Annotated in this window: 19 protein-coding genes and 1 tRNA gene; 10 read left to right on the plus strand and 10 right to left on the minus strand. The window is 69.2% G+C overall.

All coding sequences use genetic code 11. From position 1 onward, the window contains the following. Positions 1-70: 70 nt before the first annotated feature. Together N788_RS10385 and N788_RS10390 are read right to left on the minus strand one after the other, a co-directional pair. On the minus strand, positions 71-811 hold the full coding sequence (locus tag N788_RS10385) for a ribonuclease H-like domain-containing protein (protein WP_425476480.1): 741 nt from the start codon (positions 809-811) through the stop codon (positions 71-73). 122 nt (positions 812-933) lie between these two features. Then, a complete protein-coding gene (locus N788_RS10390; RefSeq protein WP_084696008.1) occupies positions 934-3,396 on the minus strand; it encodes a DEAD/DEAH box helicase in 2,463 nt (820 codons plus the stop codon). Between the two features lie 155 nt (positions 3,397-3,551). Between N788_RS10390 and N788_RS10395 the strand changes: the two genes are divergently transcribed. Continuing rightward, positions 3,552-4,391: a universal stress protein gene (locus N788_RS10395; RefSeq protein WP_051924566.1), complete on the plus strand. Its 840-nt coding sequence runs from the start codon at positions 3,552-3,554 to the stop codon at positions 4,389-4,391. Positions 4,392-4,400: 9 nt separating this feature from the next. Here the strand turns inward: N788_RS10395 and N788_RS10400 are convergent, their stop codons facing one another. Continuing rightward, the gene (locus tag N788_RS10400; protein WP_051924567.1) at positions 4,401-6,269 is read right to left on the minus strand and encodes a sensor domain-containing diguanylate cyclase; all 1,869 of its coding nucleotides are present in this window, start codon (positions 6,267-6,269) and stop codon (positions 4,401-4,403) included. A gap of 4 nt (positions 6,270-6,273) precedes the next feature. Continuing rightward, positions 6,274-6,666 carry an I78 family peptidase inhibitor gene (locus tag N788_RS14880; protein WP_051924568.1) on the minus strand — a complete coding sequence of 131 codons (393 nt, stop codon included), beginning with the start codon at positions 6,664-6,666 and terminating at the stop codon, positions 6,274-6,276. Between the two features lie 175 nt (positions 6,667-6,841). On the opposite strand from N788_RS14880, the gene N788_RS10410 reads away from it, so the two are divergent. From N788_RS10410 to N788_RS10425, 4 genes are all read left to right on the plus strand, one after another. Further along, positions 6,842-7,927 carry an alkene reductase gene (locus N788_RS10410; RefSeq protein ID WP_034224774.1) on the plus strand — a complete coding sequence of 362 codons (1,086 nt, stop codon included), beginning with the start codon at positions 6,842-6,844 and terminating at the stop codon, positions 7,925-7,927. 62 nt (positions 7,928-7,989) lie between these two features. Beyond that, on the plus strand, positions 7,990-9,360 hold the full coding sequence (locus N788_RS10415; RefSeq protein ID WP_034224778.1) for an esterase/lipase family protein: 1,371 nt from the start codon (positions 7,990-7,992) through the stop codon (positions 9,358-9,360). 36 nt (positions 9,361-9,396) lie between these two features. Further along, on the plus strand, positions 9,397-10,161 hold the full coding sequence (locus N788_RS10420; protein ID WP_034224781.1) for a hypothetical protein: 765 nt from the start codon (positions 9,397-9,399) through the stop codon (positions 10,159-10,161). 162 nt (positions 10,162-10,323) lie between these two features. After that, positions 10,324-12,876, plus strand: coding sequence for a TonB-dependent receptor plug domain-containing protein (locus N788_RS10425; protein WP_034224784.1), 2,553 nt, complete (start codon positions 10,324-10,326; stop codon positions 12,874-12,876). A gap of 125 nt (positions 12,877-13,001) precedes the next feature. Here N788_RS10425 and N788_RS14020 read toward each other — a convergent pair whose 3' ends face one another. Beyond that, positions 13,002-13,874, minus strand: coding sequence for a helix-turn-helix transcriptional regulator (locus N788_RS14020; protein ID WP_051924569.1), 873 nt, complete (start codon positions 13,872-13,874; stop codon positions 13,002-13,004). Between the two features lie 373 nt (positions 13,875-14,247). Here N788_RS14020 and N788_RS14425 point away from each other — a divergent pair, with 373 nt between their 5' ends. Continuing rightward, a complete protein-coding gene (locus N788_RS14425; protein WP_034224787.1) occupies positions 14,248-15,312 on the plus strand; it encodes a TraB/GumN family protein in 1,065 nt (354 codons plus the stop codon). A 121-nt stretch (positions 15,313-15,433) separates the two neighbouring features. Here the strand turns inward: N788_RS14425 and N788_RS10440 are convergent, their stop codons facing one another. After that, on the minus strand, positions 15,434-16,300 hold the full coding sequence (locus N788_RS10440; protein ID WP_034224790.1) for an alpha/beta fold hydrolase: 867 nt from the start codon (positions 16,298-16,300) through the stop codon (positions 15,434-15,436). A gap of 241 nt (positions 16,301-16,541) precedes the next feature. Here N788_RS10440 and N788_RS10445 point away from each other — a divergent pair, with 241 nt between their 5' ends. Continuing rightward, positions 16,542-17,126 carry a TetR/AcrR family transcriptional regulator gene (locus tag N788_RS10445; RefSeq protein ID WP_034224793.1) on the plus strand — a complete coding sequence of 195 codons (585 nt, stop codon included), beginning with the start codon at positions 16,542-16,544 and terminating at the stop codon, positions 17,124-17,126. A 64-nt stretch (positions 17,127-17,190) separates the two neighbouring features. Here the strand turns inward: N788_RS10445 and N788_RS10450 are convergent. After that, a tRNA-Arg gene (locus N788_RS10450) sits at positions 17,191-17,267 on the minus strand. Between the two features lie 70 nt (positions 17,268-17,337). Further along, the gene (locus tag N788_RS10455; RefSeq protein WP_244444121.1) at positions 17,338-18,276 is read right to left on the minus strand and encodes a glutaminase; all 939 of its coding nucleotides are present in this window, start codon (positions 18,274-18,276) and stop codon (positions 17,338-17,340) included. A 187-nt stretch (positions 18,277-18,463) separates the two neighbouring features. Here N788_RS10455 and N788_RS10460 point away from each other — a divergent pair, with 187 nt between their 5' ends. Continuing rightward, positions 18,464-21,241: a sensor domain-containing protein gene (locus N788_RS10460; RefSeq protein WP_084696009.1), complete on the plus strand. Its 2,778-nt coding sequence runs from the start codon at positions 18,464-18,466 to the stop codon at positions 21,239-21,241. Between the two features lie 25 nt (positions 21,242-21,266). On the opposite strand, the gene N788_RS10465 is transcribed toward N788_RS10460, so the two are convergent. Beyond that, entirely contained in the window at positions 21,267-21,503 is a 237-nt protein-coding gene (locus N788_RS10465; RefSeq protein ID WP_034224799.1) for a hypothetical protein, read from the minus strand. 106 nt (positions 21,504-21,609) lie between these two features. Between N788_RS10465 and ubiA the strand changes: the two genes are divergently transcribed. Both ubiA and N788_RS10475 read left to right on the plus strand, forming a co-directional pair. Beyond that, the gene (ubiA, locus tag N788_RS10470; RefSeq protein ID WP_034224802.1) at positions 21,610-22,530 is read left to right on the plus strand and encodes a 4-hydroxybenzoate octaprenyltransferase; all 921 of its coding nucleotides are present in this window, start codon (positions 21,610-21,612) and stop codon (positions 22,528-22,530) included. A gap of 97 nt (positions 22,531-22,627) precedes the next feature. Next, on the plus strand, positions 22,628-23,140 hold the full coding sequence (locus N788_RS10475; RefSeq protein ID WP_051924570.1) for a Rid family hydrolase: 513 nt from the start codon (positions 22,628-22,630) through the stop codon (positions 23,138-23,140). On the opposite strand, the gene N788_RS10480 is transcribed toward N788_RS10475, so the two are convergent. Beyond that, positions 23,137-23,856 carry a ComF family protein gene (locus tag N788_RS10480; protein ID WP_034224804.1) on the minus strand — a complete coding sequence of 240 codons (720 nt, stop codon included), beginning with the start codon at positions 23,854-23,856 and terminating at the stop codon, positions 23,137-23,139. The genes N788_RS10475 and N788_RS10480 overlap by 4 nt on opposite strands. Between the last annotated feature and the right edge of the window lie 132 nt (positions 23,857-23,988).

Here is a 23,988-nt window from a genome sequence, read left to right on the forward strand (position 1 = left end):
GGAGCGGCTTCAGCCGCGAAGTTCTTCTTTGCCATAGGCAAAGTCAAAAGATTCGCGGCTGAAGCCGCTCCTACAGGGTAGGTGTCGCCAGGTGGGCGAGCAGTTGCATCAGGCTGCGCACGTCGGTGTGGTTGTGGGCCAGCACGCGGCGCAGGTGGGTGGCCGGGCCGCCTAGCAGGTAGTCGCGCCAGGCGCGCGGGGCTTCGCTGCCGGGCAGGTCGTCTTCGCGAAGCACCTTCAGCAGCTGCCGTTCGACGGTGGCGAGGCGGCAGTTTTCCCAGTGGCCGCGGTAGCGGCGGCGGACGGGGTGCAGCAGGTCGAGATGGGCCAGCGGGGTAATCGGGCAGGGCAGGCGCGCCAGGCGGTAGCGGGTCTTGAGCAGCGGCGCGTCGTAGCTGCGGCCGTTGTAGCTCACCAGCACCGTGTCCGGGCGAAGCCAGCGCGCGAAGGTTTCAAGCATGGCCCGCTCGGCGGCCAGGGTGGTGGTCATCAGCTGGCGGATGCGCAGCTGGCCGTCGACGCGATCGGCGGCGCCGATCATGAAGGCGCGGGTGCCGGTGCCGCCGGCCAGGCCGGTGGTTTCGGTGTCGAAGCACAGCAGCTGTGCGGGTTCGACGGTATCGAAGTCCTTGGCGAAGCTGGCGTCGATAGCCTCGGGCATCGGCGGGGCTTCGTGCCGGGACTCGATGTAGCGCAAGCCGGGTGCGATCTCATCGCCCGGCAGGTGGCGGTCGGGTGGGCGCAAGGGCGTCACAGGCCGACTGGAAGCACGGCTGCGCAGGCCCAGCAGGCGGCGGATGTTCTCGGGCACTTCGGGTCGGACGGCACCTGGCGGGGTCTGATCGCGCTCCCGCCCTGCGGGCAGGCCGGCCAGGGCTGGCGTTCTTCCCGCTTCCCGCTGCAACTGCCGCAGCCGCTGCGACAACACCGCGCTCATGCCGCGCTTTCCAGCAGGCCCAGCACCCGCAGCGCCAGCGCCCGCGGCGTATTGCCGGTCTTGCCTTCGTCGGCGGCCAACACCGGGCCGACGCAGGCCGGGCAACCAGCGGCGCAATCGCAGGCCGCCACCAGTTCGCGGGCACGCGCCACCAATTCCGCCTGGCGTCGCCACAGCGGTTCGCTCAGGCCGATGCCGCCGGGGTAGTTGTCGTAGAGGTAAACCGTGGGCGTGAAGCGCTCGGCGGCGTCGGGGCTGCCCGGCTGGCCGTCGGCCCCGCGCAGCTGGCCGCGGCCGCGGCCGTCGGTGTGGGCGAACCAGGCCCCGTCGCCGCTGCCCACGGCCTGGCGCAGGTCGCGGCCTTCGGCCATCACCGCGACGGTGGCGACCACGTGCAGCGCGTAGGCCGCGCCCAGGAAACCATCGAGCGCGTCCTGCCGCGAAGAAAACGCCAGCGCCAGTGCGTCCTGCGGCAGCTGCCACCACAGCGCGGTGGTGTGGATTTCCTGGTCGGGCAGGTTGACCGGGCCGTAGCCGATGTTTTCGTGGGTGTAGTAGCGGATCTTCTTGTAGCCCGGGACCCGCCGCACCACGTGTACCTCGCCGTGCTGGGCGCTGCCGTCGCCGGCGCGCACGCCGTCGAAGCGTTCGAGCACCTTGAGCTTGGTGTAGTCGATGGCGTCGGTGTAGTAATCGACGTGGGTGCGGGTGACGTAGGCCTTGCGGCCTTCCCAGTCCAGGCGTTCGACCTGGAACGGCACCGACTGGATCATGTGGATCGCGCCTTCGTACAGCGTAAGCGCGGCGGCGGAATAATCGACCTCGGCGATGATCTTCTGGCGGCCGTCGGTGCGGTCGACAACCACGAAATTGCCGTCGGCCACCGAACGCAGCGACACCGCATTGGCCGGGTAGCTGTCGGCAATCCAGTCCCAGCGTTCGCCCTCGGCGTGCAGCACGCCGGTTTCGGCCAGCACGTCCAGCCAGGGCGAGGGATCCATCGGCCCGTAGGTTTCGCCGCGCAGGAAGGGCAGCTCGAAGGCGGCGCAGCGCAGGTGGTCGAGCAGGATCAGCGGCTGGTCGGGCGCGATGCGGGCGTGCTCGGGATTGGCTTGCTCGAAGAAGCCGGGGTGGCGCACCAGGTACTGGTCGAGCGGGTCGGACGAGGCCACCAGTACGCCCAGCGAAGGCTGTTGCCGGCGGCCGGCGCGACCCACGCGCTGCCAGGTGGCCGCCACCGAACCGGGATAGCCGTTGAGCACCACGACGTCGAGCGCACCGATGTCCACGCCCAGCTCCAGCGCCGAGGTGCTGACGATGCCGTCGACGGTGCCGGCGCGCATGGCGCGTTCGGCCTCGCGGCGTTCGTTGGGCAGATAACCCCCGCGGTAGGCGCGGATGCGCGGCGGCTTGCGCGGGTCGTGGTCGAAGACATCCTTGAGGTACTTGGTGAGCACCTCGACCATCGTGCGCGACTGCGCGAACACCAGGGTCTTGAGCCCCGCGCGGATCGCCAGCCGGGCGATGCGGTTCGATTGCGAACGCGCCGACGCGCGCAGGCCCAGGTCGGGATTGACCACCGGCGGGTTCCACAGCAGCAGGTGTTTTTCGCCGACCGGCGCGCCGGATTCGGTGATGGCCTCGACCGGCGCCTCCACCAGCGCCTGCGCATGCTGCTGCGGGTTGCCGATGGTGGCCGAGCACAGGATGAACTGCGGATTGGCGCCGTAGAACGCGCAGACCCGCTTGAGTCGCCGCACGACGTTGGCCAGGTGCGAACCGAACACCCCGCGATAGGTGTGCACTTCGTCGATGACCACGTAACGCAGGTTCTCGAAGAACTGCGCCCACTTGGTGTGGTGGGGCAGGATCGCCTGGTGCAGCATGTCCGGGTTGGACACCACCAGGTCGGCGTGCAGGCGGATGGCCTGGCGGGCATCGCCGGGCGTGTCGCCGTCGAAGGTGTGGCAGCGCAGACCGAGGTCGCCGGCGCGATTGAGTTCCAGCAGGTCGGCCACCTGGTCCTGCGACAGTGCCTTGGTCGGGAACAGGAACAGCGCCTTGGCTTGTTCCTGCATCGCCGCCGACACCACCGGCAGCGTGTAACAAAGGCTCTTGCCCGAGGCGGTGGGCGTGACCACCACGAAGTGCTTGCCGGCCTGCGCCGTATCCCAGGCTTGGGCCTGGTGGCTGTAGAGCTGGCCGATGCCGCGCGCCTGCAGGGCCTGCGCCAGCGCCGGCGGCAGGCTGGCGGGCAGGGGCGCGTAGGCCCCCTCGCGGGCGGGCTGGACGAAATGCCCGGTCACCCGGTCGCGGTACTTCGCCTGCAGGCGGCTGGCCAGCTGGCGGGGGTCCTGCACGCGCGGTGCCAGCGGGGCATCGGCCGGGCCGGCGGGCAGGGCCGCGGAGGGCAGGGCCAGGTCGCGGGCGTCGCGGCGGGCCAGGGCATTGGAAGGCATGGCGGTCTGTCCAGGGCAGGGGTCCTGCATTAGCGGCCAGGGCCGTCTCACTGGGTGAGACTTGCCAGGGGCGCGGGCTTGACCCACGTCAACGCCGCCCGGTGCGGCGGGCGTAGGCTGGCCTGGCCACCACCGTTTTTCCGAGGAGCCTGGCCATGATCCGCGACCTGTTCGTTTTCCTGCAGGGCACCCGCGCCGACACCGCCGCCCTGGACGCCGCCATCGCCCTGGCCCAGGCGCATGACGCCCACGTCGCCGCGCTGGCGGTGGCGCACGCGCCGGTGCCCTTCGCCAGCGAGTGGGGGGTCACCGCCGTGGGCCTGGACCAGGCCGGCTTCGACGCCCTGCGCAAGGTGGCGGAAGAGGCCGCCGGCCGTGCCCGCGAGCGACTGGAAGCCGCCGGCGTGGCGCACGAAGTCCGGGTCGTCGACTCGCCGCTGGCCTGGCCCGAGGAAGTGGCCGCCCTGCACGCCCGGCATGCCGACCTGTGCGTATTCGGCGGGGCGTCGTCCGAGGGACCCGGCCAGCGCTTCGGCACCAGCTTCGACGCGCTGCTGATGCACTCGGGGCGGCCGGTGCTGCTGGTGCCCGAAGACACCCGGCTGATGGTGCCGCCGCGCCGGGTGGTGATCGCCTGGCAGCCGCGTCGCGAGGCCAGCCGCGCCGTACACGACGCCCTGCCCTGGTTGCCGCGCGACGCCCGCGTCGACGTGCTGGTGGTCAATCCGCAGTCGACCGCGCTGGGCCACGGCGAGGCGCCGGGCTCCGACATCGCCCGGCACCTGGCGCGCCACGGTTGCCAGGCCCAGGTGGTGGAAGTCGAGCGGGCGGGACAAAGCACCGGCCAGGCGATCCTGGCGCATGCTGGTTCCTGCGTCGCCGACCTGGTGGTGATGGGCGGCTTCAGCCATTCGCGCTGGCGCGAACAGGTCTTCGGTGGCGTCACCCGCACGGTGCTTGAAGGCACGCGCACGCCGGTGTTGTTCTCGCACTGACGCCCGGTTTCAGCCGATCGCGATGCGGTTCCTGCCGCTGGCCTTGGCGGCGTAGAGCTGGCGGTCCGCCGCACGCACCAGGGTGGCGGCGTCGATGTCGGGGTCGTAGCTCTTGGCCAGGCCGGCGCTGACCGTCACCACGCCCAGCGGGCTCGCGCCGTGTTCGATGGCCAGCGCGGCGATGTCCTCCAGGATGCGCCGCAGGATGCGTTCGGCGTGCGGCACCGCGATCGAGGTGAACACCACCGCGAACTCCTCGCCGCCGTAGCGATAGCAGCGCACGTCGCGACGGATCTGGCCGGCCAGCACGTCGGCCACCCTGCGCAGCGCCTGGTCGCCGGCTTCATGGCCCAGGGTGTCGTTGAACGGCTTGAAGTAATCGACGTCCACCATGCCCAGGGCCAGGCCCGCCATCGGCTCGGGGTTGGCCAGCAGCTGCGCCAGGTCGTCGTCGAAGGCGCGGCGGTTGGGCAGGGCGGTGAGGCTGTCGGTGCGGGTCAGCTGTTCCAGGCGCTGGTTGGCCTCGGCCAGTTCGCGGGTGCGGACCTCGACGGTACCCTCGAGTTCGCCCTGGCGGTGTTCGACCTGCCGGGCCAGCTCGCGGAAGCTGCGCGACAGGCTGCCGATCTCGTTTTCCTCGGCCAGCGGCAGCTCGGCCACGGCGGCTTCGGTCTGCTCGCCGCGGGTGATGCGGTCGGCGGCGTCACGCAGCTGCTGGACCGGCTGGCTGACCCGGCGGCTGAGCACGGTGCCCACCACCACCAGCAGGATCAGCTGGAGCCCCAGGCCCAGCGCCAGCATGATCGCCGCGCCGCGGTGCGCGGCGCCGGCGACCTGTCGGCCCGGGTAGACCGTCGCCAGGCGCCAGTCCGGCCCTTCGACGCGGGTGAACACCACGTAGGCGCCGCTTTGCTCGTCCTGCATCACATGGGCGGCGTGGCCCTCGTCGGTGTGTTGCATGGCCAGGCGATGGATGCGCGCCGGAAACGGATCGTCGAGGGCATCCACGTGCAGGATGCCGCGCGATTGGTCGGTTTCGGACATCACGCCCGGTCCCGCGATCAGGTGGCCGTCGGGACTCAACAACAGGGTCTGCGCGCCGACCAGCCGGTTGCGGCCCAGGCGCGCGAGGATGTCGTCGAGCAGGATGTCGTGGCTGGGGTTGACCAGGTGCCGGCCATCGTCGCCGTCGACGGGCAACTGCACGGTGACCGTCCATTGCCCGGCGGTCTTGTCGAAGTACAGGCCCGACCACACGGCGTTGCGTTCGGGATTGTTCTCCTGGCGGGTGCCGGCGATGACGGCGCCTTCGGAAACATCCAGGTCCGCGGCGGCCTGCAGGCCCCAGGGCACGCCCGGCCAGTGGATCACCAGGCCATTGTCCGGCAACGAGGCATGCAGGTTGGCGAATGGCCCGCGCCAGGCCGGGCCGAGCTCGGACACCAGGTCGGTGATGATGACGGCGCGGCGGCGGAACTCTTCGTCGGGCGGCGTCGCGCGGCGCCCGAGGAAACCGGTGGTGTGGATCACGTAGCGCCCGTCGTCGGTGCGCGCGCCGCGGAAGTACTCAGGCTTGAGCCTGAGCGCGCCGCCGTCGCCGGGGGCGTACAGGCTGTCGAAACGCGCGCCGTAGTCGATCGCCTGGTCGCGGTAGCGGCGCAGGAACTCGGCGCGGAAATATTCCAGATGCGCTTCGGCGTCCCGGAAGGCCTGTTCTTCCTGTAGGCCCTGCAGTTCGGCATGCTGGCGCAGCTGGTCCAGGGCACGGTCGCGCGAAAGCTCGAACGCGTAGCCGTAGCCCAGGGCGGTGGCGCCCACCACCGCCAGGGTCGACCACAGCGCTACGCGCCCGAGGACCTGGTGGGCCAGCAGGCGCATCGGTTCAGCCGCAGCGCACGGTCAGCACGCGGTTGTCTGCGTCCACGTCCAGGTTCACCCGGTCCTCGCGGTAATCCATGGTGACCATCATTCCCGGGCGGATCACCCGTACCCGGTCCGAACCCGTGTCTGCCTTGACCTTGGCGACCAGGGCCTCGTCGGCGATCTGGCCGACGGCCCATTTGCCTGGCTTGTCTTCGCATGTCATGTCGGCCTCCTCGGTGACCTCCTGGTTGGCCGCGGGGTCTTCCATCGGCGGCGGCGGCGGCGCCGCCGCGAAGCCGTCGGCGCTGTCGGCGCTGTCGTTGGCCGGCGTCGGCTCCTGGGACGGGGTCGCGCAGGCGGACAGCGCGAACAGGGCGGCCAGGGCCATCGACAGGGGTCGGAACAGGCGCATCGGGTCTCTCCGCTTGGGCAAGGCCCCGAGCGTAGCGCAGGGCGTGCCGGCACGGTATCCGGCGCCCCGCGCGGGCATGAATGAACTCACCAGCGCAACGATACGTGCCAGCTGTACGGGTTTGTTCCAAATCTGTGGACCCCCATGCTTGGGCCATCCCACCGGAGACCCCCTCATGAAGTCCATCCTGCATGCCCCGACCCGCCTCGCCGGCCTGACCTTGCGCAACCGAATCGTCATGGCCCCGATGACCCGCTCCCGCGCCCTGGGCAATGTGCCGGGCGAACTGGTCGCGACCTACTATCGCCAGCGCGCCAGCGCCGGCCTGGTGATCACCGAAGGCACCTCGCCGTCGCCCAATGGCCTGGGTTACTCCCGCATTCCCGGCCTGTTCAACGCCGAACAGGCCCGTGGCTGGGCCGCGGTGGCCCAGGCGGTGCACGAAGAAGGCGGCCGGATCTCGATCCAGCTGATGCACAGCGGCCGCATCGGCCATCCCGCGAATCTTCCCCCGGGCGCCGAACTGCTGGGCCCGTCCGGTATCGCCGCCGCCGGCCAGATCTGGACCGACAGCCAGGGCATGCAGGACCACCCGGTGCCGCGCGCCATGACGGCCGCCGACATCCAGGCCACCCGCGACGAGTACGTGCGTTCGGCAATCCTGGCCCGCGAGTCCGGCCTCGATTTCGTCGAGATCCATGCCGCCAACGGCTACCTGGCCGCCCAGTTCCTGAACCCGCGTTCCAACCAGCGCGACGACCGCTACGGCGGCAGCGCCGAAAACCGTCGCCGCTTCCTGCTCGAACTGGTCGACGCGGTGGCCGGGGCCATCGGCCCGGCGCACGTCGGCGTGCGGGTGTCGCCCTTCAATGCCTTTAACGACCTGGCCGCCAACTACGACGGCGAGCGCGAGGAATACCTGGCCCTGGTCGACGCGCTGGCCGAGCGCGGCATCGCTTACCTGAGCCTGATCGCCGCGCCCGGGGCCGTGCCCGACGACGTGGTGGACGAGACCCGTCGCCGCTTCGCCGGCAGCCTTATCCTGGCCGGTGACTACGACGCCGTCCGCGCCGAAACCGACCTGGCCGCCGGCCGGGCCGACCTGATCGCGTTCGGTCGTCCCTTCATCGCCAACCCGGACCTGCCCGCCCGCCTGGCGGCCAAGGCGCCGCTGGCCGAGATGCAGGCGGACAAGCTCTACACCCCGGGCCCGGAAGGCTACGCCGACTACCCGGCGCTGTCGGAAACGGCTGCCGCCTGATCCCCACCAGGACTTCCGGCGGTGCCCGCGTTCATGCATGGCGTGCAAAAATCGCGCCCCTCATGAAGACCTTCCTACGACGGCTGCCCTGGCTGCTGCTCGCCAGCCTTGTGCTGGCGGGCTGCGGCGGTGCGCCCACGCGCCCCGACCTGGCGCGCCTGTACGAACAGGACACCCGCAACCCGGCCCAGCCGCCGGTCATCCTCATCCACGGGCTGATGGGGTCGACCCTGGTCGAACGCGACACCGGCAAGGAGTACTGGCCGGGCGGGCTGGGCACCCTGGCCTTCAGCGACTACCGCGAGCTCGCGCGCGTGCGCGACGTCGAACAGCGCGGCGGGGGCCTGGTGCCGGGCGACCTGTTCTATGGCGTCGCGCGGACCGACTACTACGAAGCGCTGATCCGGACCCTGGAAGACGTCGGCCGTTTCCGTCGGGCCGAGCCCGGCGAGCCGGTGGAAGGCAGCGACGACCGCCGCCGCTACTACGTGCTGCTGTACGACTGGCGCCGCGAGAACATCCACGCCGTGCGGCAGCTGCACGAACTGATCGAACAGGTCCGGCGCGACTACGGCGACCCCGACCTGCCGGTGGACGTGCTGGCGCACAGCAACGGCGGCCTGATCGCCAGCTATTACCTGCGCTACGGCCCCCAGGACATCCTCGACCGCAATGAGTTCACGCCCTGGGACGAGGGCGCGCACCGCATCCGCCGCATGGTGCTGCTGGGCACGCCCAACCTGGGTTCGGTGATCAGCCTCGAACGATTGCAGAAGGGCGTCAAGATCGCCCTGCGCACGGTGCCGGTGGAAGTGCTGGCGACCTTCGCCACGCCCTTCGAAACCCTGCCGCATCCCGACCTCAAGCTCATCCTCGACCGCGAAGGCAAGCCCGTCGACCTGGACATCTACGACATCGCCACCTGGCGCGAGAACCGCTGGGGCATCTTCGCGCCCGAGGTCGAAGCCCGGGTGGTCGCCTCCGCCTACGGGCCGGAAACCGGCGCGCTGCAGTTCGCCGCGCTGCAGGCCACCTTTGCGCGCCACCTCGAACGCGCCCGCAAGCTGCAGCTGGCCCTGGGCGAACCCGTGCCGAGCCACGGCGTCGAAGTAGCCGTGTTCGGCGGCGACTGCACGCTAACCCCCGCCCGCGCGGTGCTCGAAGAGAAGGACGGCGTCCGTAGCCTGGTGGTCCGGCCTGAAGACATCCGCGACGGGATCGAGGGCGTGGACTACGGCCGCCTGCTGCTGCAGCCGGGCGACGGCCTGGTGACGCGCGACTCGCAGCTGGGCCGCGGCCGCGTCCCCGGCCAGGGTGCCGCCTACGACAGCTACCCCTTCGCGCAGAGCTTCTTCCTGTGCGAACGGCACGACCAGTTGTCGGTCAATCCCTACTTCCAGAACAACCTGCTGCACTTCCTGCTGGCGCGTTGATGCCCGGCCGGCCCCGGCCGGGCATAGAATGGCGCCATGAAGGACCTTCGCGCCCTGCTGATCGACTGCCGCATCGAGCTGCGCAAGCTCGCCCGCGATTTCCAGAAGAGCGAACTGTGCGAACGCCTGGACCTGGCGATCCAGCAGGCGTCCAACGCCACCCTGCCGCCGCCACCGGGCGAAACCGCCATCGAGGCTACCCATGCGCCGCCGTCGGAGAAGGCGCAGACGGTGAGCCAGGTGGCGCTGGCCTGGCAGACCGCCGCCCGCGACCTGAAATTCTCGGACCCGGCCATCCATGCCCGCCTGGGTGAAAAGGTGATGCGCCTGCTGGGCGCCAAGACCCTGGCCGACCCGGCCAACGAAATCCTCCAGCTCGAAGGCATGGTCAAGGCGGCCGAAGCACGGATCGCCGAACTGGAAAAGGCCATCAAGTCCCAGGAGGTCGAGCGCGACGCCCTGCTGGGTGCGCTCGCCCAGGCCGCGCCCAAGCTCAAGGATGGCGGCGACCGGCTGGCCGTGGGCCTGGCCCGGGTGGCCTGGCTCAAGACCGAGGCCGGCAAGGCCGACAACGGCGCCGCGCCCGCCAGGCGTGCCCCGGAACCCCAGGACACCGTACCAACGCCGGACCTGCTGCAGGCCGCCGCCGCCGGCGCCGCCACCCTCAGTAAAGAGCAGCGCGAGTGGTGCGTGGGCGAGGCCATGGTCGTCACCGGCTTCCAGTTCACTCCGGTCGAACTGATCGAAAAAGGCGACGCCGCGATGGCCAGGCTCATCCTCGAGGCGCGCAAGGGCGGCTGACGAGCCGCGTCCGGCGGGCGTCCCGGGGAAATACGAATCCCGGCACATCGAAATGCGAATTGCGCGCTAGGTTCGTGGTCAGCCCGGTTACTGTCATTTTGTTAAGCACTTGTAAACATCACCGTTCCGGCCTTGCGGCCTTGAGCAGTGGAGTAAGACAAGATGCAATCCCGTACGCTTTCCGCGTCCATCCAGCGCGCACTGCTGGCCATGGCGGCGGTTTCGGCCGGCGCCCTGGCCACCAGCAGCGCCTTCGCGCAGGAGTCCGACGAGGACGCCGCCACCCTCGACACCATCGAAGTCACCGGTTCGCGCCTCAAGCGCGCCGACATCGAGGGCGCCGTGCCGGTCGTCGTGATCGATCGCGCCACCATCGACGCTTCCGGTGACGTCTCCGTCGCCGACGTCCTGCGCGACAGCACCTTCGCGTCGTTCGGCAACTTCAAGCCGCAGTCCGGTTCGTCGGCCCAGTCGCTGGCGACCATCGACCTGCGCGGCGTCGGCTCCGGCCGCACCCTGGTTCTGATCGACGGCCGTCGCGCCCCGACCAACCCGATGTCGGCGTCGGCCGGCTCGGACCTCAACGCCATCCCGCTGGCCGCCGTCGAGCGCATCGAGATCCTGTCCGACGGCGCTTCGGCCGTGTACGGTTCTGACGCGATCGGTGGCGTGGTCAACGTCATCCTGCGCAAGGACTTCAACGGCGCCGAGATCCGCTACGGCGTCGGTTCGACCGAAGTCACCGGCGGTGACCTGCAGGACATGTCGGTGGTGTTCGGCTCGTCGAACGACCGTACCCGCGTCATCGGCGGCGCGTCGAACTCCAAGCGCGGCATGGTCTTCACCCGCGACCAGATCGGCGGCCAGGAACCCGGCGTGTCGACCTACGGCAACAACTACTACAACTGGAACACGCTGGCGATCGAGGCGGTGCCGGGCTTCGACTGCACCCAGGGCGCGTTCTATGTCCTGGGCAATGGCCTGTGTTCGTTCAACTTCCGTGAAGTGGCCGCCAACGACGCCAAGGTCGACAACACCTCGGTGTTCGTCCGTGCCGACCACCAGATCAACGACAACTGGTCGGTCTACGGCGCCGCCTCGATGTCCAAGGTCGAAACCTTCGGTCGCTACGCCCCGGTCCCGGGCGTGGTGGTGGTCGAAGACGGCACCATGAACGACATCAACAACGGCGTCGCCTGCGGTGCCGGTGGCTGTGCCCCGGGCACCACCGACGGCCTGGCGACCTACTACTTCCACCGCTTCGCTGCCGCCGGCAACCGCGACAACTGGACCGACACCACCAATGCCGACTACCTGATCGGCTTCCAGGGCCGCCTCACCGACACCATCGGCATCGATTTCGGCCTGCGCCGCACCGACTACAAGTACGTCGAACTGGGCCGTGGCTACATCGTCGCTTCCCTGGCCGAGGCTGCCGCCAACAACGGCGACTACGACCTGAGCGACCCGTACGGCGCCGACCCGGACGTGCTTTCGGGCATGCAGGCGACCATCAGCCGTGATTCGCGCTGGACCACCGACGAGATCTTCGCCCTGCTCAGCTTCGACCTGTTCGAAATGGGCGGCGGTACCTCCAACGGCGTGTTCGGTGTCGAGTACCGCGAAGACACCCTGGTCGACCAGTACGACTCGCTGTCCGAGGCCGGCCTGGTGCTGGGTTCGTCGGGCAACTCGTCGGCGGGTTCGCGTGACGCCAAGGCTGCCTACTTCGAATGGCTGCTGCCGTTCTCGAGCACCTTCGACATCACGCTGGCCGGTCGCTTCGACTCCTACAGCGACTACGGCAACGACTTCTCGCCGAAGGTCGCGGTGCGCTGGCAGCCGCTGGACAACCTGACCCTGCGTGGCTCCTACGGTCAGGGCTTCCGCGCCCCGGGCCTGGACATCCTGACCCAGAAGACCACCTTCTCGGCGGAACCGGTGAACGATGCGCAGTCGTGCATCGCCCTCGGCCAGCCGAGCACCTGCCAGTTGCAGGTCGACACGTACTTCCAGGCCAACGCGGAGCTCGAGTCCGAGCAGTCCACCCAGTTCAGCATCGGCGCCGTGTGGGATCCGCTGGCGTGGCTGGACTTCTCGCTCGACTACTACAACATCGAAGTCGAGAACACGATCAACCAGATCACCCCGCAGGCGATCATCAACTCCGACCTGGATCCGGCCACCTACGGTCCGATCCCGCCGGGCATGAGCATCACCCGCCGGGCCAACGGTTCAATCGACCAGATCGTCGCCGGCTACGCCAACCAGGGCACGCTGGAAACGGACGGCTTCGACTTCCGGGCCAACACCCGCTTCGACCTGGGCAGCTACGGCGAACTGCGCAACCAGCTCGCGGTGTCGTACATCAACAGCTACGACATCGACGACGGTCTGGGCAACATCACCGAGTTCCTGGACATCAATGGCTACCCGGACCGCCGCGCGTCGCTCTACAACACCTGGACGATCGCCGACTTCACCGTTGGCGTGAACACCAACTACATCGGCAAGCACGGCCCGGTGGGCGGTTACGCCACCCACGACGTCCAGCTGAGCTGGAAGGCGCCGTGGAACGCCACGATCGCGGTTGGCGCCACCAACGTGGGTGACCGTTACCCGGAGCTGGTCGCGTTCGACGGCCGTCCGTGGAACTTCTACCTGTACGACGCCTACGGTCGCACGACGTACCTGCGCTACACGCAGACGTTCTAAGGTCCCCGGTCCGCGGCGTCCCCCCGAAGGCGCCGCGGCACGGACGACAAGGCCCGCGACGAAAGTCGCGGGCCTTTTTTTGTCATGGGGAGGCGCGTCGGTGTCGGTGACGCCAGTGGTGCGTCTCAGCCTTCGGTGTTGGCGGCGCTGCGCCGCACCTGCGAAGTGGTGGTGCCGAAGTTGGCCTTGAACGAGCGGCAGAAGGCGCTCTTGCTTTCGAAGCCGATGACTTCCGAGATGTCGCCGATCGGCATGCGGGTGTCGCGGACCAACACCCAGGACCGGCCGACACGCAGGCGGTTGGCGTGCTCGAGCGGGGTTTCGCCAAACACGTCCCGGTAAAGGCGGATCAGGTGCGTCGGCGAGTAGTTCGCCACTTCCGCCAGGCCGGCGAGGTCAAGGCGGGTCGACCGCCCGAAGGTGATCAGGTGGCGCACGCGCATCAGGCGCAGCAGCACCTGTTCGCGCCGCTGTCGGGTGCGCCCGCTGCAGGCTTCGAGATAAACGCGCACCGGCGCCTGGCTTTCATGCACCGCAGCCACCAGCGCGCCCAAGGCGGCTTCGTGCCGGGCCTTGCCATGGCGCGACAGCCGCGCCACCCGCACCATCAGCCGGCGAAGTTCGCGGCTCGGGCGCACCTGCCAGGGCATCAGCAGGCGATCGCCGCCGCCGGCCTGATCGCGCAGCCGATACGACCACAAGTGCGCGGGGCCGGCGATGCCGATCGCGCCGACATGGCCGGGCGCGGACAGCCGGAGCGGCCCGTCCTGCCAGGTGAGCAGGCGCCCCTTGCCGACGTCGCCATGGAACGTGGAGGACTGCACGCCGAGGTTGCCCTGCAGCACCCACCAGGCCGAAGCCCAGCCGGCCGGGATGTCGACCTGGGCGCCGCGCGCAGCGGCGACGACGACGTGGAAACGCTCGGTCCACGGGGCGATGGCCCCGGCGAAACCCAGGCGATGGAACTCAGCGGTTGAGAACAGTGCACCCGGGCACATCAGAAGGAATCCACAGGGATATTCACGAAGTTTGCACGCGGCTTTCACGCCGGCATGGGTCGAAGGTCATGTCCGCGCGGACGTCCGCGCGGCCAGTACGGAACGGTTCAGAAAACCCTATAAAACAAGGCTTTTCGTGGCTATCGCAATCGCAATTCCTGCACACGGCAAAGCCACCGCGAGGAGCGAACATGTCGCCGTCAGCGACGCCATACTCTCTCTCCAACGGCACGGCGACCCTGGAACCTCTACAGAGTGGGTTCGGGACGAAACAGGTTCGTCTTCGCGGACACGGCCCGAACGGATTCGGGCCGTTTTTATTGGTGCATGCCCCGCTGGTGCCGGGTGCGCGCAGGAGTGGCAGACTGTCGCCATGCGCAAAACAAACGTCCTGATCCACGTCGTGCCGCTGGCCCTGTTGCTGGCTGCGCTGCCGCCGCTCGCTGCCGCCCGGACGATGTCCGACCCTGTCGACGGGAGCCCGGCGGATGCCGTGGATTCCCTGCTTGCCGACGCGGACGTGCCCGTCCTGGAAACGCTGGTGGTCAGTGGCGTCCAGCCGGGTCCCGGCCTGTGGAAGGTGTCGCGCGACGGCAGGGTGATGTGGGTGCTGGGCACGCTGGCGCCCTTGCCCAAGCGCATGCAGTGGAGCTCGGACGAAGTAAGGCAACGCATCGCCGGCTCCGGCGTCGTGCTGCTGTCGCCGACGGCGAACATCACGGTCAAGGGAGGGGTATTCGGAGGTCTGGTCCTGCTGCCCTCGGCGTTGCGCGCCCGCAACAACCCCGACAGGCAGCAGCTGCAGGACGTATTGCCCGCGCCGGACTACGCACGCTGGCAAACCCTGAAGGCCCGTTACATCGGGCGCGATCGTGGCGTCGAAAAGCGTCGGCCGATTGCCGCCGCGATGACGCTGCGCGACGAAGCCTTCGATCATCACGACCTTACCTGGCGCGACGTGGTCGGCCGGGAAGTGACGCGGGCCGCCAGGCGCAGCAAGGTGCCGGTCCGGCAGCCGAGCGTCTCGCTGCAAATAGACAAGGCGCGGGCCGCGCTCAAGGAGTTCGGCCGCAGCGAGCTGGAGGACCTCGAATGTTTCCGCCTCACGCTCGACCAGGTGGAGCGGGACCTGGACACCCTGGCGACGCGCGCGAACGCCTGGGCGATGGGCGAGGTGGCGATGCTGCGCGACCTGCCCTACACCGACAACAGCCAGGCCTGCAGGGATGCCGTGCTGCAAACCGGTTTGGCGCAGAGCCGTGGTCTTTCCGACCTGGGGACCCGGGTGGAAGCCACCTGGCTGGCTGCGGCCCGGGCGGCGCTTGAGGAACATCCGGAAAGCTTCGCCGTGCTGCCGATGTCGCGCATCGTTGGCGAGCGCAGTTACCTGCAGGTGCTCGAGCGCGAGGGCTACACCGTCGAAGCTCCGGGGGAATGAGTCAAAACAACGCGACCCGCGCCCGGGAGGATTCCCGGCGCCCTTCGTAATGACGACGACGTGCCCCGGGCGCCCGGTCCCAGGGGAGGCACTGGCCCGCACCGGCGCAGGCGCGGCCCGGTCAGGCCGGGGCGAGCCCATGCCTGGATTCACCGGAGGCTGGCAGGTTCGAAGGATGCGGCGGCCGGCTCGTGACGAACGCCAGCACGTCGTTGAGCATCCGGGTGTCGCGCAGGATCCGGCGATGCCCCAGGCCCGACGTCGTCAGCAGCTGCGACCGCGGCAGGATGCCGAGCAGCGCCTGCGCCTCGGCATAGGGAATTTCCTGGTCGCCCATGTCGTGGACGAGCAGTACCGGCGCGTCCACCTCGCCTGCATAACGAGCGGCATCGAAAAAACTTTCGTCGCGCCCGGCGGCCTGGACCACCTCCCGCCTGAATGCCTTGCCGGCGGCTTCCGACAGGGCGGATTGGCGGATGAAGCGATCGAACACGCCGGACACGCTGGCGGGGCCGGCGATCAACACGAGTCGTCCGGCACCCAGTCCCTGGGATTGCGCGGCCAAGGCGCTGCCGGCGCCCATGGAGTGGCCGATGACGACGGCGGGGCGACCCAGGATCTCGCGCGCGCGAAGGAGGGAATCCATGAAGGCCGTCGGATGCGACTGCCCGGGGCTGTCCGGATCGTGCCCGGGGGCGCGGATGGCGACGACCTGGTAGCCCCTTTCCAGCAGGGGCGAAACAAACGGCGACAGCGAGCCGGGACCGGCGGACCAGCCATGGAGCAGGAACACGGCGGGGCCGCTCCCGTAGACCCAGGCGTGGGCGCCATTGCCGAGCGCAACAACGCTCGCGGCGCCCCCCACCGCAGCGCTGCCGTGAGAGGGGCGGGCGGTCAGGAACAGCTTGCTGGCAAGGCGACCCATGAAGCCAGGCAGGACGGGGCTCAGCAGGCGGTTGAGGACGCGATAAGTCTCGGGAATTCGCATGGTCGGTTCCGGGAGGCGGTGGCGGCGCGAGGGAGCACCCGGCCTGGACAGGGGTTGGAACCGATTATATGATAGGCATCATATAAAACAACGCTGGCCGAGGCACATCGGCTGCCCGCCGGTACAGGCCATTTATCTGCCGTTCTGCTTTCCTGCCAGGGACGGCCTCCCGTCGGCCGGTGGGCCGGCGAGGGGCTTATTATGATGGGGCCAATAGAAATGGTCGGACGGAGCAAAGCCAATGCGATATTCGCCTGAGCACAAGCAGAAGACCTACGACAGGATCGTCGAGCACGCCGCCCGGAGCTTTCGCAAGAAGGGCGTCGACAACGTCTCCATTTCCGGCCTGATGGCCGATGCAGGCCTCACGCACGGCGGCTTCTACGCCCACTTCAAGTCAAAGGAAGACGTCCTGCTGGTGGCCCTTGAGCGTGCGCTGTCGCAAACGTTCTCCCGTCTGGGTGACGCCGCGAACACGCCCGGCGGCGTGCCGGACCGCATCAGCGCACTGCTTGGCGAGTACCTTTCGGTGCTGCACCGGGACACCCCGGATCGAGGCTGCGCACTGGCCGCGCTGGCCGCCGAGGCGGTTCGCGCGGAACCGAGGTGCCGTGGCGTATTCGCCGACGCCATCGAAAACGGCGTGGACCTTCTGCGCAAGACGATGGGTGGCGACGACCAGGAAAACAGGAGCGAAGCCCTGGCCCTGGTGTCACTGATGGTCGGGGCCATGCTGCTGTCCCGGGCGACGGCTGACAGCCCGCTTTCGACCGAGATACTGGCAGCGGCGCGCAAGCAAGGCGAGCGACTCGCTGTCGCGGACTAGCGTCGAGCCCAGGGTGCGCAGGGTGATTTTTCAGCGGCCCGCTTTCGGCACGCAACAACAGAAATGGCGCGCCTGGAGGGATTCGAACCCCCGACCAATGGCTTCGGAAGCCACTACTCTATCCGGCTGAGCTACAGGCGCCCGGGGGCGGATTATGCCACGCCGGGAACCGGAACCGCAGCCCGTGCGGGCTTGTGGCCGGTTCCGGGGCTCAGAAGATCGACCAGCCGGTGATCTCGGTGAACCGCGCCAGCGCGGCGGCGCCGGCCAGCGAATTGCCGCGCTCGTCCAGGCCCGGCGACCAGACCGCCAGGGCCAGCACCCCCGGGACCACGGCGGCGATGCCGCCGCCGACGCCGCTCTTGGCCGGCAGGCCGACCTGGAAAGCAAAGTCGCCCGCGGCGTCATAGGTGCCGCAGGTCAGCATCAGGGAATTGATGCGCCGGGCGCGTATGGGGCTGATCACCTGCGTGCCCGTGCGCCGGCAGCGGCCGGCATTGGCCTGGTGCAGGAAGGCCTGCGCCAGGTCCTCGCAGCTCATGGCGATGGCGCACTGCTTGAAATAGAAGTCCAGCACCGCTTCGATCGGCTGCTGGATGTTGCCGAAGCTGCGGATGAAGTTGGTGAGCGCGGCGTTGCGGTAACCGGCCGCGGCCTCGGACGCGGCGACGTCGGCGTCGACCGCGATGGCCGGGTTGTCCGCGCGCTGGCGCACGAAGTCCAGCAGGGCCTGCAGTCCGTCGGGCCGCTCGGACAGCACCACGTCGGCCACCACCAGGGCGCCGGCATTGATGAAGGGGTTGCGCGGGATACCGCGCTCGTTTTCCAGCTGCACCAGAGAGTTGTAGGGACTGCCCGAGGGCTCCCGGCCCACCCGCTCCCACAGGTCACCGCCCAAGGCGTCGAGCGCCATGCTCAGCGAAAACACCTTGGAGATGCTCTGGATGGAAAACGCCGTGTCGGCATCGCCAATCGAAAACTGGCGGCCGTCCAGCGTGGCGATCGCCATGCCGAAGCGGTCGATGGGCACTTCGGCCAGGCGCGGGATGTACGAGGCCACCGTGCCCTGCCGGACGAGCGGCCGCACGTCCTCGGCCACCCGGGCCAGGACCGCGTCGAAATCCATTTCAGCGATGGTGTCGGCAGTCACTGCGCTCACCGTTCGGGCCGGGAGAGGGGTCGTCGAGTATGCCACGGGGCCTGGATCCGGCCCTGAGAACCGCCGGTCCCAACAGGAATGTGGACCGAGCCACAATTCAGGGGCTGCAGATATGTGACGCTGCCGTTACCGTATGGCAGATGCCACTTCCCGCCCAACCGACCCGGCCGGCGCTGACGTGAACGCCGACCACGCGTTCCTGGCCAGCCTGCTGCAGCATCCCTCGCGACGCGCCCTGCTGGCGCTGGACGCGCAGGGGCGGGTGATCGTGGGCAACGACCGGGCCCGTGGCCTGGTCGGCGGCCAGGTCGAGGCCGACCTGCGCAGGGCCCTGGCCGACGGCATGGCCCAGTTGGCCGAACACCCGGACCGCGAGATCCTGCACCACCATGAAGCCGCGGACTGCAAGCTCGACTGCTTGCTGCGGGCGGTCACCGGCCCCGACGGCGGCATCCTGGGCTACACCGTCAGCATCTACAGCCACGATGAAGCCCCCGACCTGGCTGAGTCGCCCGACCGCGCCCGCTGGCGCTACGCCCTGGAAAACGCCCAGGATGGCCTGTGGGACTGGGACGCCGAGCGCGACCAGGTTTATCGCTCCGGTCGTTGTTTCACCATGCTGGGTTACTCGCGCGACGCGTTCGCCGGCAGTTTCGATGCCTGGCAGGGGCTGATCCACCCCGACGACCGCCCGCGCATGAAGGTCGCGCTGCACGCCCACCTCACCGGCGAGCGCGAGAACTACATCGTCGACTACCGCGTGCGTGACGCCAACGGCCGCTGGCGCTGGGTGCTCGACCGCGGCCGCGCCATCACCTGGGACAGCGTCGGCAAGCCACAGCGCGTGGTCGGCACCCACACCGACATCCACGACTACAAGCAGATCGAGGCGCAGCTGCGCGAGCGCGAGCTGATCCTCAACCAGGCCCAACACGTGGCCCACCTGGGCAACTGGAGTTGGGATCCGGAAAACGACCGCCTGTGGTGGTCCGACGAGCTCTATTGGATCGTCGGCCTGTCCAACACCCAGTCGCCGCCGAAGTTCCGCAACCAGCGCCATCTGTTCACGCCCGAATCCTACGCGCGCCTGCATGCGGCGTCGGTCGCCCTGCTCAAGCACGCCACGCCCTATGCCCTGGAAGTGGTGATGCTGCGACCCAACGGCGAGCGTCGCATCGTGCAGGCGCGGGCCGAGGCCATCCTCAGCGACGACGGGCGCGTACAAAGCCTGGTCGGCGTACTGCACGACATCACCGAACAGCGCGCCGCCGAGGAAAACTCGCGTTGGCGCAACGACCTGCTCGACCGCATCGCCGCGATGGGCCGCATCGGCGGCTTCGAACTTTTCGTCGACACCGGTGAACTGCACTGGACGGACGAAAACTACCGCATCCACGGCATCGAACCGGGTACGCCGCTGCGTTTCGAAGACACCTTGCCTAGCTACACGCCCGAGTCGGCGCAGAAGCTGCAGTCGGCCTTCCGCCGGATGATCCAGGAGCACGTGCCGGAACATTCGGACGAACTTTGTTTCGTCACGCCCGACGAGCGCCGGATCTGGCTTCGTGTCACCGGAAGCCTGGAGGTGCGTGACGGCAAGCCCTACCGCATCACCGGCCTCACCCAGGACATCACCGAAGAGCACGAGGCCGGCGAACGCATCGAGCAGCTGGCCCACTACGACACGCTGACCGGCCTGCCCAACCGCTTCCTGTTCCGCGAACGGGCATTGGAGTCGATCGAACTCGCGCACCGCACCGAGAAGCCGCTGGCGCTGCTGTTCCTGGACCTGGACCGGTTCAAGTACATCAACGACACCCAGGGCCACGAAGCCGGCGACCTGCTGCTGCAGGAAATATCCGGGCGCCTGCGCCAGTGCGTGCGCGCCTCGGACCTGGTGGGCCGCCTGGGTGGCGACGAGTTCCTGGTGTTGTTGCGCGAAATTGCCCGGCCCGAGGACGCCGCCGTGGTGGCGCGCAAGATCATCGACGCCGTGGGTGCCCCCATGGAACTGGCCTCCGGCGAGGCCCAGGTGGGCTGCAGCATCGGCATCGCGATCCTGGGCGAGAACAGCGCCGACCTTGAGGCCCTGCTGCGCGCCGCCGACACCGCCATGTACGCGGCCAAGGATGCCGGCCGCAACACCTTCCAGTTCTACAACGCCAGTTTCTACGAGCGCGTGCAGCGCCGGGTCACGCTGGAACAGGAACTGCGCCAGGCCCTGGCCCGCGATGAACTGCACCTGGCGTTCCAGCCGACGATTTCGATGAAGGACAACGCGGTGGCCTGCATCGAAGCGCTGCTGCGCTGGACTACGACGGCGGGCGAGGCGCGGTTCCCGGCCGAATTCATTCCGGTCGCCGAAGACTGCGGGGAAATCCTGCCGATCGGTCGCTGGGTGCTGGGCGAAGCCTGCCGCCAGGCCCGGCAATGGCACGAGGCGGGGCTGGTGTTCGGACGGATCGCGGTCAACGTGTCAGCGTTGCAGCTGCGCGACCCGGAGTTCGCCAACCACGTGATCGAGGCCTGCGAACGCGAACAATGGCCGACCGACCGGCTGGTGCTCGAACTCACCGAATCGGCGCTGATGCGCGAAAGCGAAGTCCTGCGGAACACCTTCGCGGTGTTCAAGGCTCATGGCATCACCTTGTCCATCGACGATTTCGGCACCGGGTTTTCCAACCTTGGCTACCTGCACCGCTTCCCGCTGCGCAACCTCAAGATCGACCGCAGCTTCATCAGCCGCATGGACACCGCGCCGAACATGCTTGAACTCACCCACGCGGTGGTCAGCCTGGGCCATGCCCTGGGCCTGAGCGTGGTCGCCGAAGGCGTGGAAACCGAGAACGTGCTCCAGCTCCTGCGCCAGCAGGGCTGCGACGAGGCGCAGGGTTACCTGTTCACCCGGCCGCTGGCCGGGGAGGACATGGCCACCTGGCTGGCGGCGCAGGGCTAGGCCGGCGCCGCCAGCGGGCCGGGCCTCAGTTGGGCCGGCTGTAAACCGCCGCGTGGATGCACGAGAAAAGGCTGATCACGAACCAGCCGAACGGCAGCAGGGACAGCGTGACCAGCCAGGTGATGGCGAACGCCAGGCAGGCGAGCACGAACCAGGTCAGCGCCCAGAGGATGCGGCCCTGGACCAGCTGGCCCAGGCCCGGGACGAAGAAGCTGCAGATGGCGGCAATGACGTTTCCGGTGGAACCCTGGCCTGCGCTCATGCGTGGTGACTCCATCGTGGTGGGGGACAGCCATGAGCATGGGGACGGCGACGGGTGCCTTCAAGTGCGCTGCCCGCCGGTGGGGCGCTCTGCTAGGCTTCGCGGCATGTCCCGACCCCCTGAACCGTCGCCCCCGCGGGCGTCGGCACCGGCCCCGGCGCCGGCCTGGCGCATGCGCCTGACCCACTACTGGCAGCTGATCCGCGGTGATCGGCCGGTGGGCATCCTGCTGCTGCTCTGGCCGACCTGGTGGGCCCTGTGGATGGCGGCCGAAGGCCTGCCGCCCTGGCACCTGCTGCTGATTTTCACCGCCGGCGTCTGGCTGACGCGGTCGGCCGGCTGCGTCATCAACGACTACGCCGACCGTTGGCTGGACCCGCAGGTCGAGCGCACCCGCCAGCGGCCCATGGCCACCGGGGCGGTCAGTCCGCGCGAGGCCCTGTGGTTATTCGTGCTGATGATGCTGGTGGCTTTCGGCCTGGTGCTGCTGACCAATCCGCTGACGATCCTGCTGAGCATCGTCGGCGCGGTGCTGGCTTCGACCTACCCGTTCCTCAAGCGCCACACCTACCTGCCGCAGGTGTACCTGGGCGTCGCCTTTGGCTGGGGCATCCCGATGGCCTTCGCGGCCGTGCAGGGCACGGTACCGCCGGTGGCCTGGCTGCTGTTCCTGGGCAACCTGCTCTGGACCACGGGTTACGACACCTGGTACGCCATGGTCGACCGCGAGGACGACATCAAGGCCGGTTCCAAATCCACTGCCATTCTCTTCGGCGACGCCGACCTGGTGGCCCAGGGCCTGCTGTACGCGGGCTTCGCCTGGGCCATGTGGCTGGTCGGCAGCCGGGCCGGACTGGGCATCTTCTACTACGTCGCGCTGGCGGTTGCCCTGGTCCTGGTGCTGCGCCAGTTCTGGATCGCCCGGGACCGTCGCCGCGATCACTGCTTCGAAGCCTTCGTCTCCAACCAGTGGGTGGGCATGGCGGTCTTCCTGGGCATCGCGGGCCACTACGCCCTGGGCACCTGAGGCCGGACGTCCTTTGTCCACGGCATCGGACATGACCTGAAGCCCATGCGCCTGTCCCCGGAGAGGCGCACCGTGGCGGCTCCAAGGAGGATCCGCCATGAAAACTTTGTTTGCCGCCCTGTTGCTGGGCCTTTCCCCTGTCGTGTCGGCCAACGAGGCCGCGGCGCCGAGCCGGGAACATTTCGCACCGCCGGGCATGGAAGCGGCGTACCACGACTGGCACTACTCGCCGGTGGTGAAGGTGGGTGAGCTGGTGATCGTTTCCGGCATCCCGGCCGGACACGGCGACACCTATGAAGAGAAGGTACGCAACATGTTCAAGGCGCTGGAAGCGCACCTTGAAGCCGCCGGCGCCAGCCTTGGCGACGTGGTCGAGCTGACCAGCTTCCACGCCTCCGCGTCCGACAGCGCCGCCTTCAACGCGGAGTTCGCGCGATTCGCACCCATCCACAAGGAGTTCTTCCCGGACCATTACCCCGCCTGGAGCGCCGTGGGCACCACGGCCCTGCTCCAGCACGGGGCGCCGGTGGAGCTGCGCGCCCTGGCGGTCATCGGCTCCGGCCAGGCGCCGCGTGCGGACATCCCGGCGCCGAAGCCGCGCACGCCCTAGGCCCGCGCCGCGACCCACAGGTCCACCCGCGCCACCCCGGCCCGGCGCAGCAGCCGGGCGGCCTCGGACAAGGTGGCGCCGGTGGTCATGACGTCGTCGAACAGGGCCACGTGCGCGGGCAGGGCAGGGCCCGGGGCGAGCGCGAAAGCCCTGCGCACGTTTTTCCTGCGCGCGCGGGCGTCGAGCTCGGACTGGGCGGCGGTGGCACGCCGGCGCACCAGCCGGTCGGCGAGCAGGGGCAGCCCCAGGCTGCGCGCCAGTGGCCTGGCCATCTCCAGGGCCTGGTCGTAGCCGCGCTGGCGCAGGCGGCTGCGATGCAGCGGAACCGGCACGAGCGCATCGGGGCGCGGTGCCCCGGACAGGCCCTCGGCAAGGAGCTGGGCGAGCAGGCGGCCGGCGGCCAGGTCGCCATGGAATTTCAGCCGCGGCAACAGGCGATCGAGCGGTGGCTCGTAGCGGAACACGGCCCGGGTGCCGGCCTGGGGCGCGCTGGCGCCCAGGCAGCGGCCGCAGCGCGGCGCCGCCCGGGGCAGCGGCAGCCCGCAGCGAGTGCAGGCGCTGCGGTTCCAGGGCAGGTCCTGGTGGCAGGCGGTGCACAGGTCCCGGCCCGGGCTCCGGCCCGCGTCCGGCTCGCAGGGACTGGCGCAGACCAGGCAGCGCAGCGGCAGCAGCGCCGGCCCGAGCCGTGAGAAAAAGTCGGCTAGCGCCGTAGCCATGGCGCGTGATGTGGTGCATGCCAAGCCGGCCCGGGGCCGGCGACGCTCCGATGCGCCGGGATCTCCCCGTCCGGGGGCGGGCCGTCAACCTGCGGAGACGGGTTCTGGTTGACAGGGTAGGGCATGGCCAAC

The sequence above is a fragment of the Arenimonas donghaensis DSM 18148 = HO3-R19 genome (assembly GCF_000743535.1).
Lineage (GTDB): Bacteria > Pseudomonadota > Gammaproteobacteria > Xanthomonadales > Xanthomonadaceae > Arenimonas > Arenimonas donghaensis.

What these genes read in the sequence shown, in the direction of transcription:
- N788_RS10410 (WP_034224774.1), top strand. Translation starts at nt 6,842, where the DNA reads ATGAAGTCCATCCTGCATGCCCCGACCCGCCTCGCCGGCCTGACCTTG.
- N788_RS10400 (WP_051924567.1), bottom strand. Translation starts at nt 6,269, where the DNA reads ATGCGCCTGCTGGCCCACCAGGTCCTCGGGCGCGTAGCGCTGTGGTCG.
- N788_RS10420 (WP_034224781.1), top strand. Translation starts at nt 9,397, where the DNA reads ATGAAGGACCTTCGCGCCCTGCTGATCGACTGCCGCATCGAGCTGCGC.
- N788_RS14020 (WP_051924569.1), bottom strand. Translation starts at nt 13,874, where the DNA reads ATGTGCCCGGGTGCACTGTTCTCAACCGCTGAGTTCCATCGCCTGGGT.
- N788_RS10480 (WP_034224804.1), bottom strand. Translation starts at nt 23,856, where the DNA reads ATGGCTACGGCGCTAGCCGACTTTTTCTCACGGCTCGGGCCGGCGCTG.
- N788_RS10475 (WP_051924570.1), top strand. Translation starts at nt 22,628, where the DNA reads ATGAAAACTTTGTTTGCCGCCCTGTTGCTGGGCCTTTCCCCTGTCGTG.
- N788_RS10415 (WP_034224778.1), top strand. Translation starts at nt 7,990, where the DNA reads ATGAAGACCTTCCTACGACGGCTGCCCTGGCTGCTGCTCGCCAGCCTT.
- N788_RS10440 (WP_034224790.1), bottom strand. Translation starts at nt 16,300, where the DNA reads ATGCGAATTCCCGAGACTTATCGCGTCCTCAACCGCCTGCTGAGCCCC.
- N788_RS10445 (WP_034224793.1), top strand. Translation starts at nt 16,542, where the DNA reads ATGCGATATTCGCCTGAGCACAAGCAGAAGACCTACGACAGGATCGTC.
- N788_RS10395 (WP_051924566.1), top strand. Translation starts at nt 3,552, where the DNA reads ATGATCCGCGACCTGTTCGTTTTCCTGCAGGGCACCCGCGCCGACACC.
- N788_RS10390 (WP_084696008.1), bottom strand. Translation starts at nt 3,396, where the DNA reads ATGCCTTCCAATGCCCTGGCCCGCCGCGACGCCCGCGACCTGGCCCTG.
- ubiA (WP_034224802.1), top strand. Translation starts at nt 21,610, where the DNA reads ATGTCCCGACCCCCTGAACCGTCGCCCCCGCGGGCGTCGGCACCGGCC.
- N788_RS10465 (WP_034224799.1), bottom strand. Translation starts at nt 21,503, where the DNA reads ATGAGCGCAGGCCAGGGTTCCACCGGAAACGTCATTGCCGCCATCTGC.
- N788_RS14880 (WP_051924568.1), bottom strand. Translation starts at nt 6,666, where the DNA reads ATGCGCCTGTTCCGACCCCTGTCGATGGCCCTGGCCGCCCTGTTCGCG.
- N788_RS14425 (WP_034224787.1), top strand. Translation starts at nt 14,248, where the DNA reads ATGCGCAAAACAAACGTCCTGATCCACGTCGTGCCGCTGGCCCTGTTG.
- N788_RS10425 (WP_034224784.1), top strand. Translation starts at nt 10,324, where the DNA reads ATGCAATCCCGTACGCTTTCCGCGTCCATCCAGCGCGCACTGCTGGCC.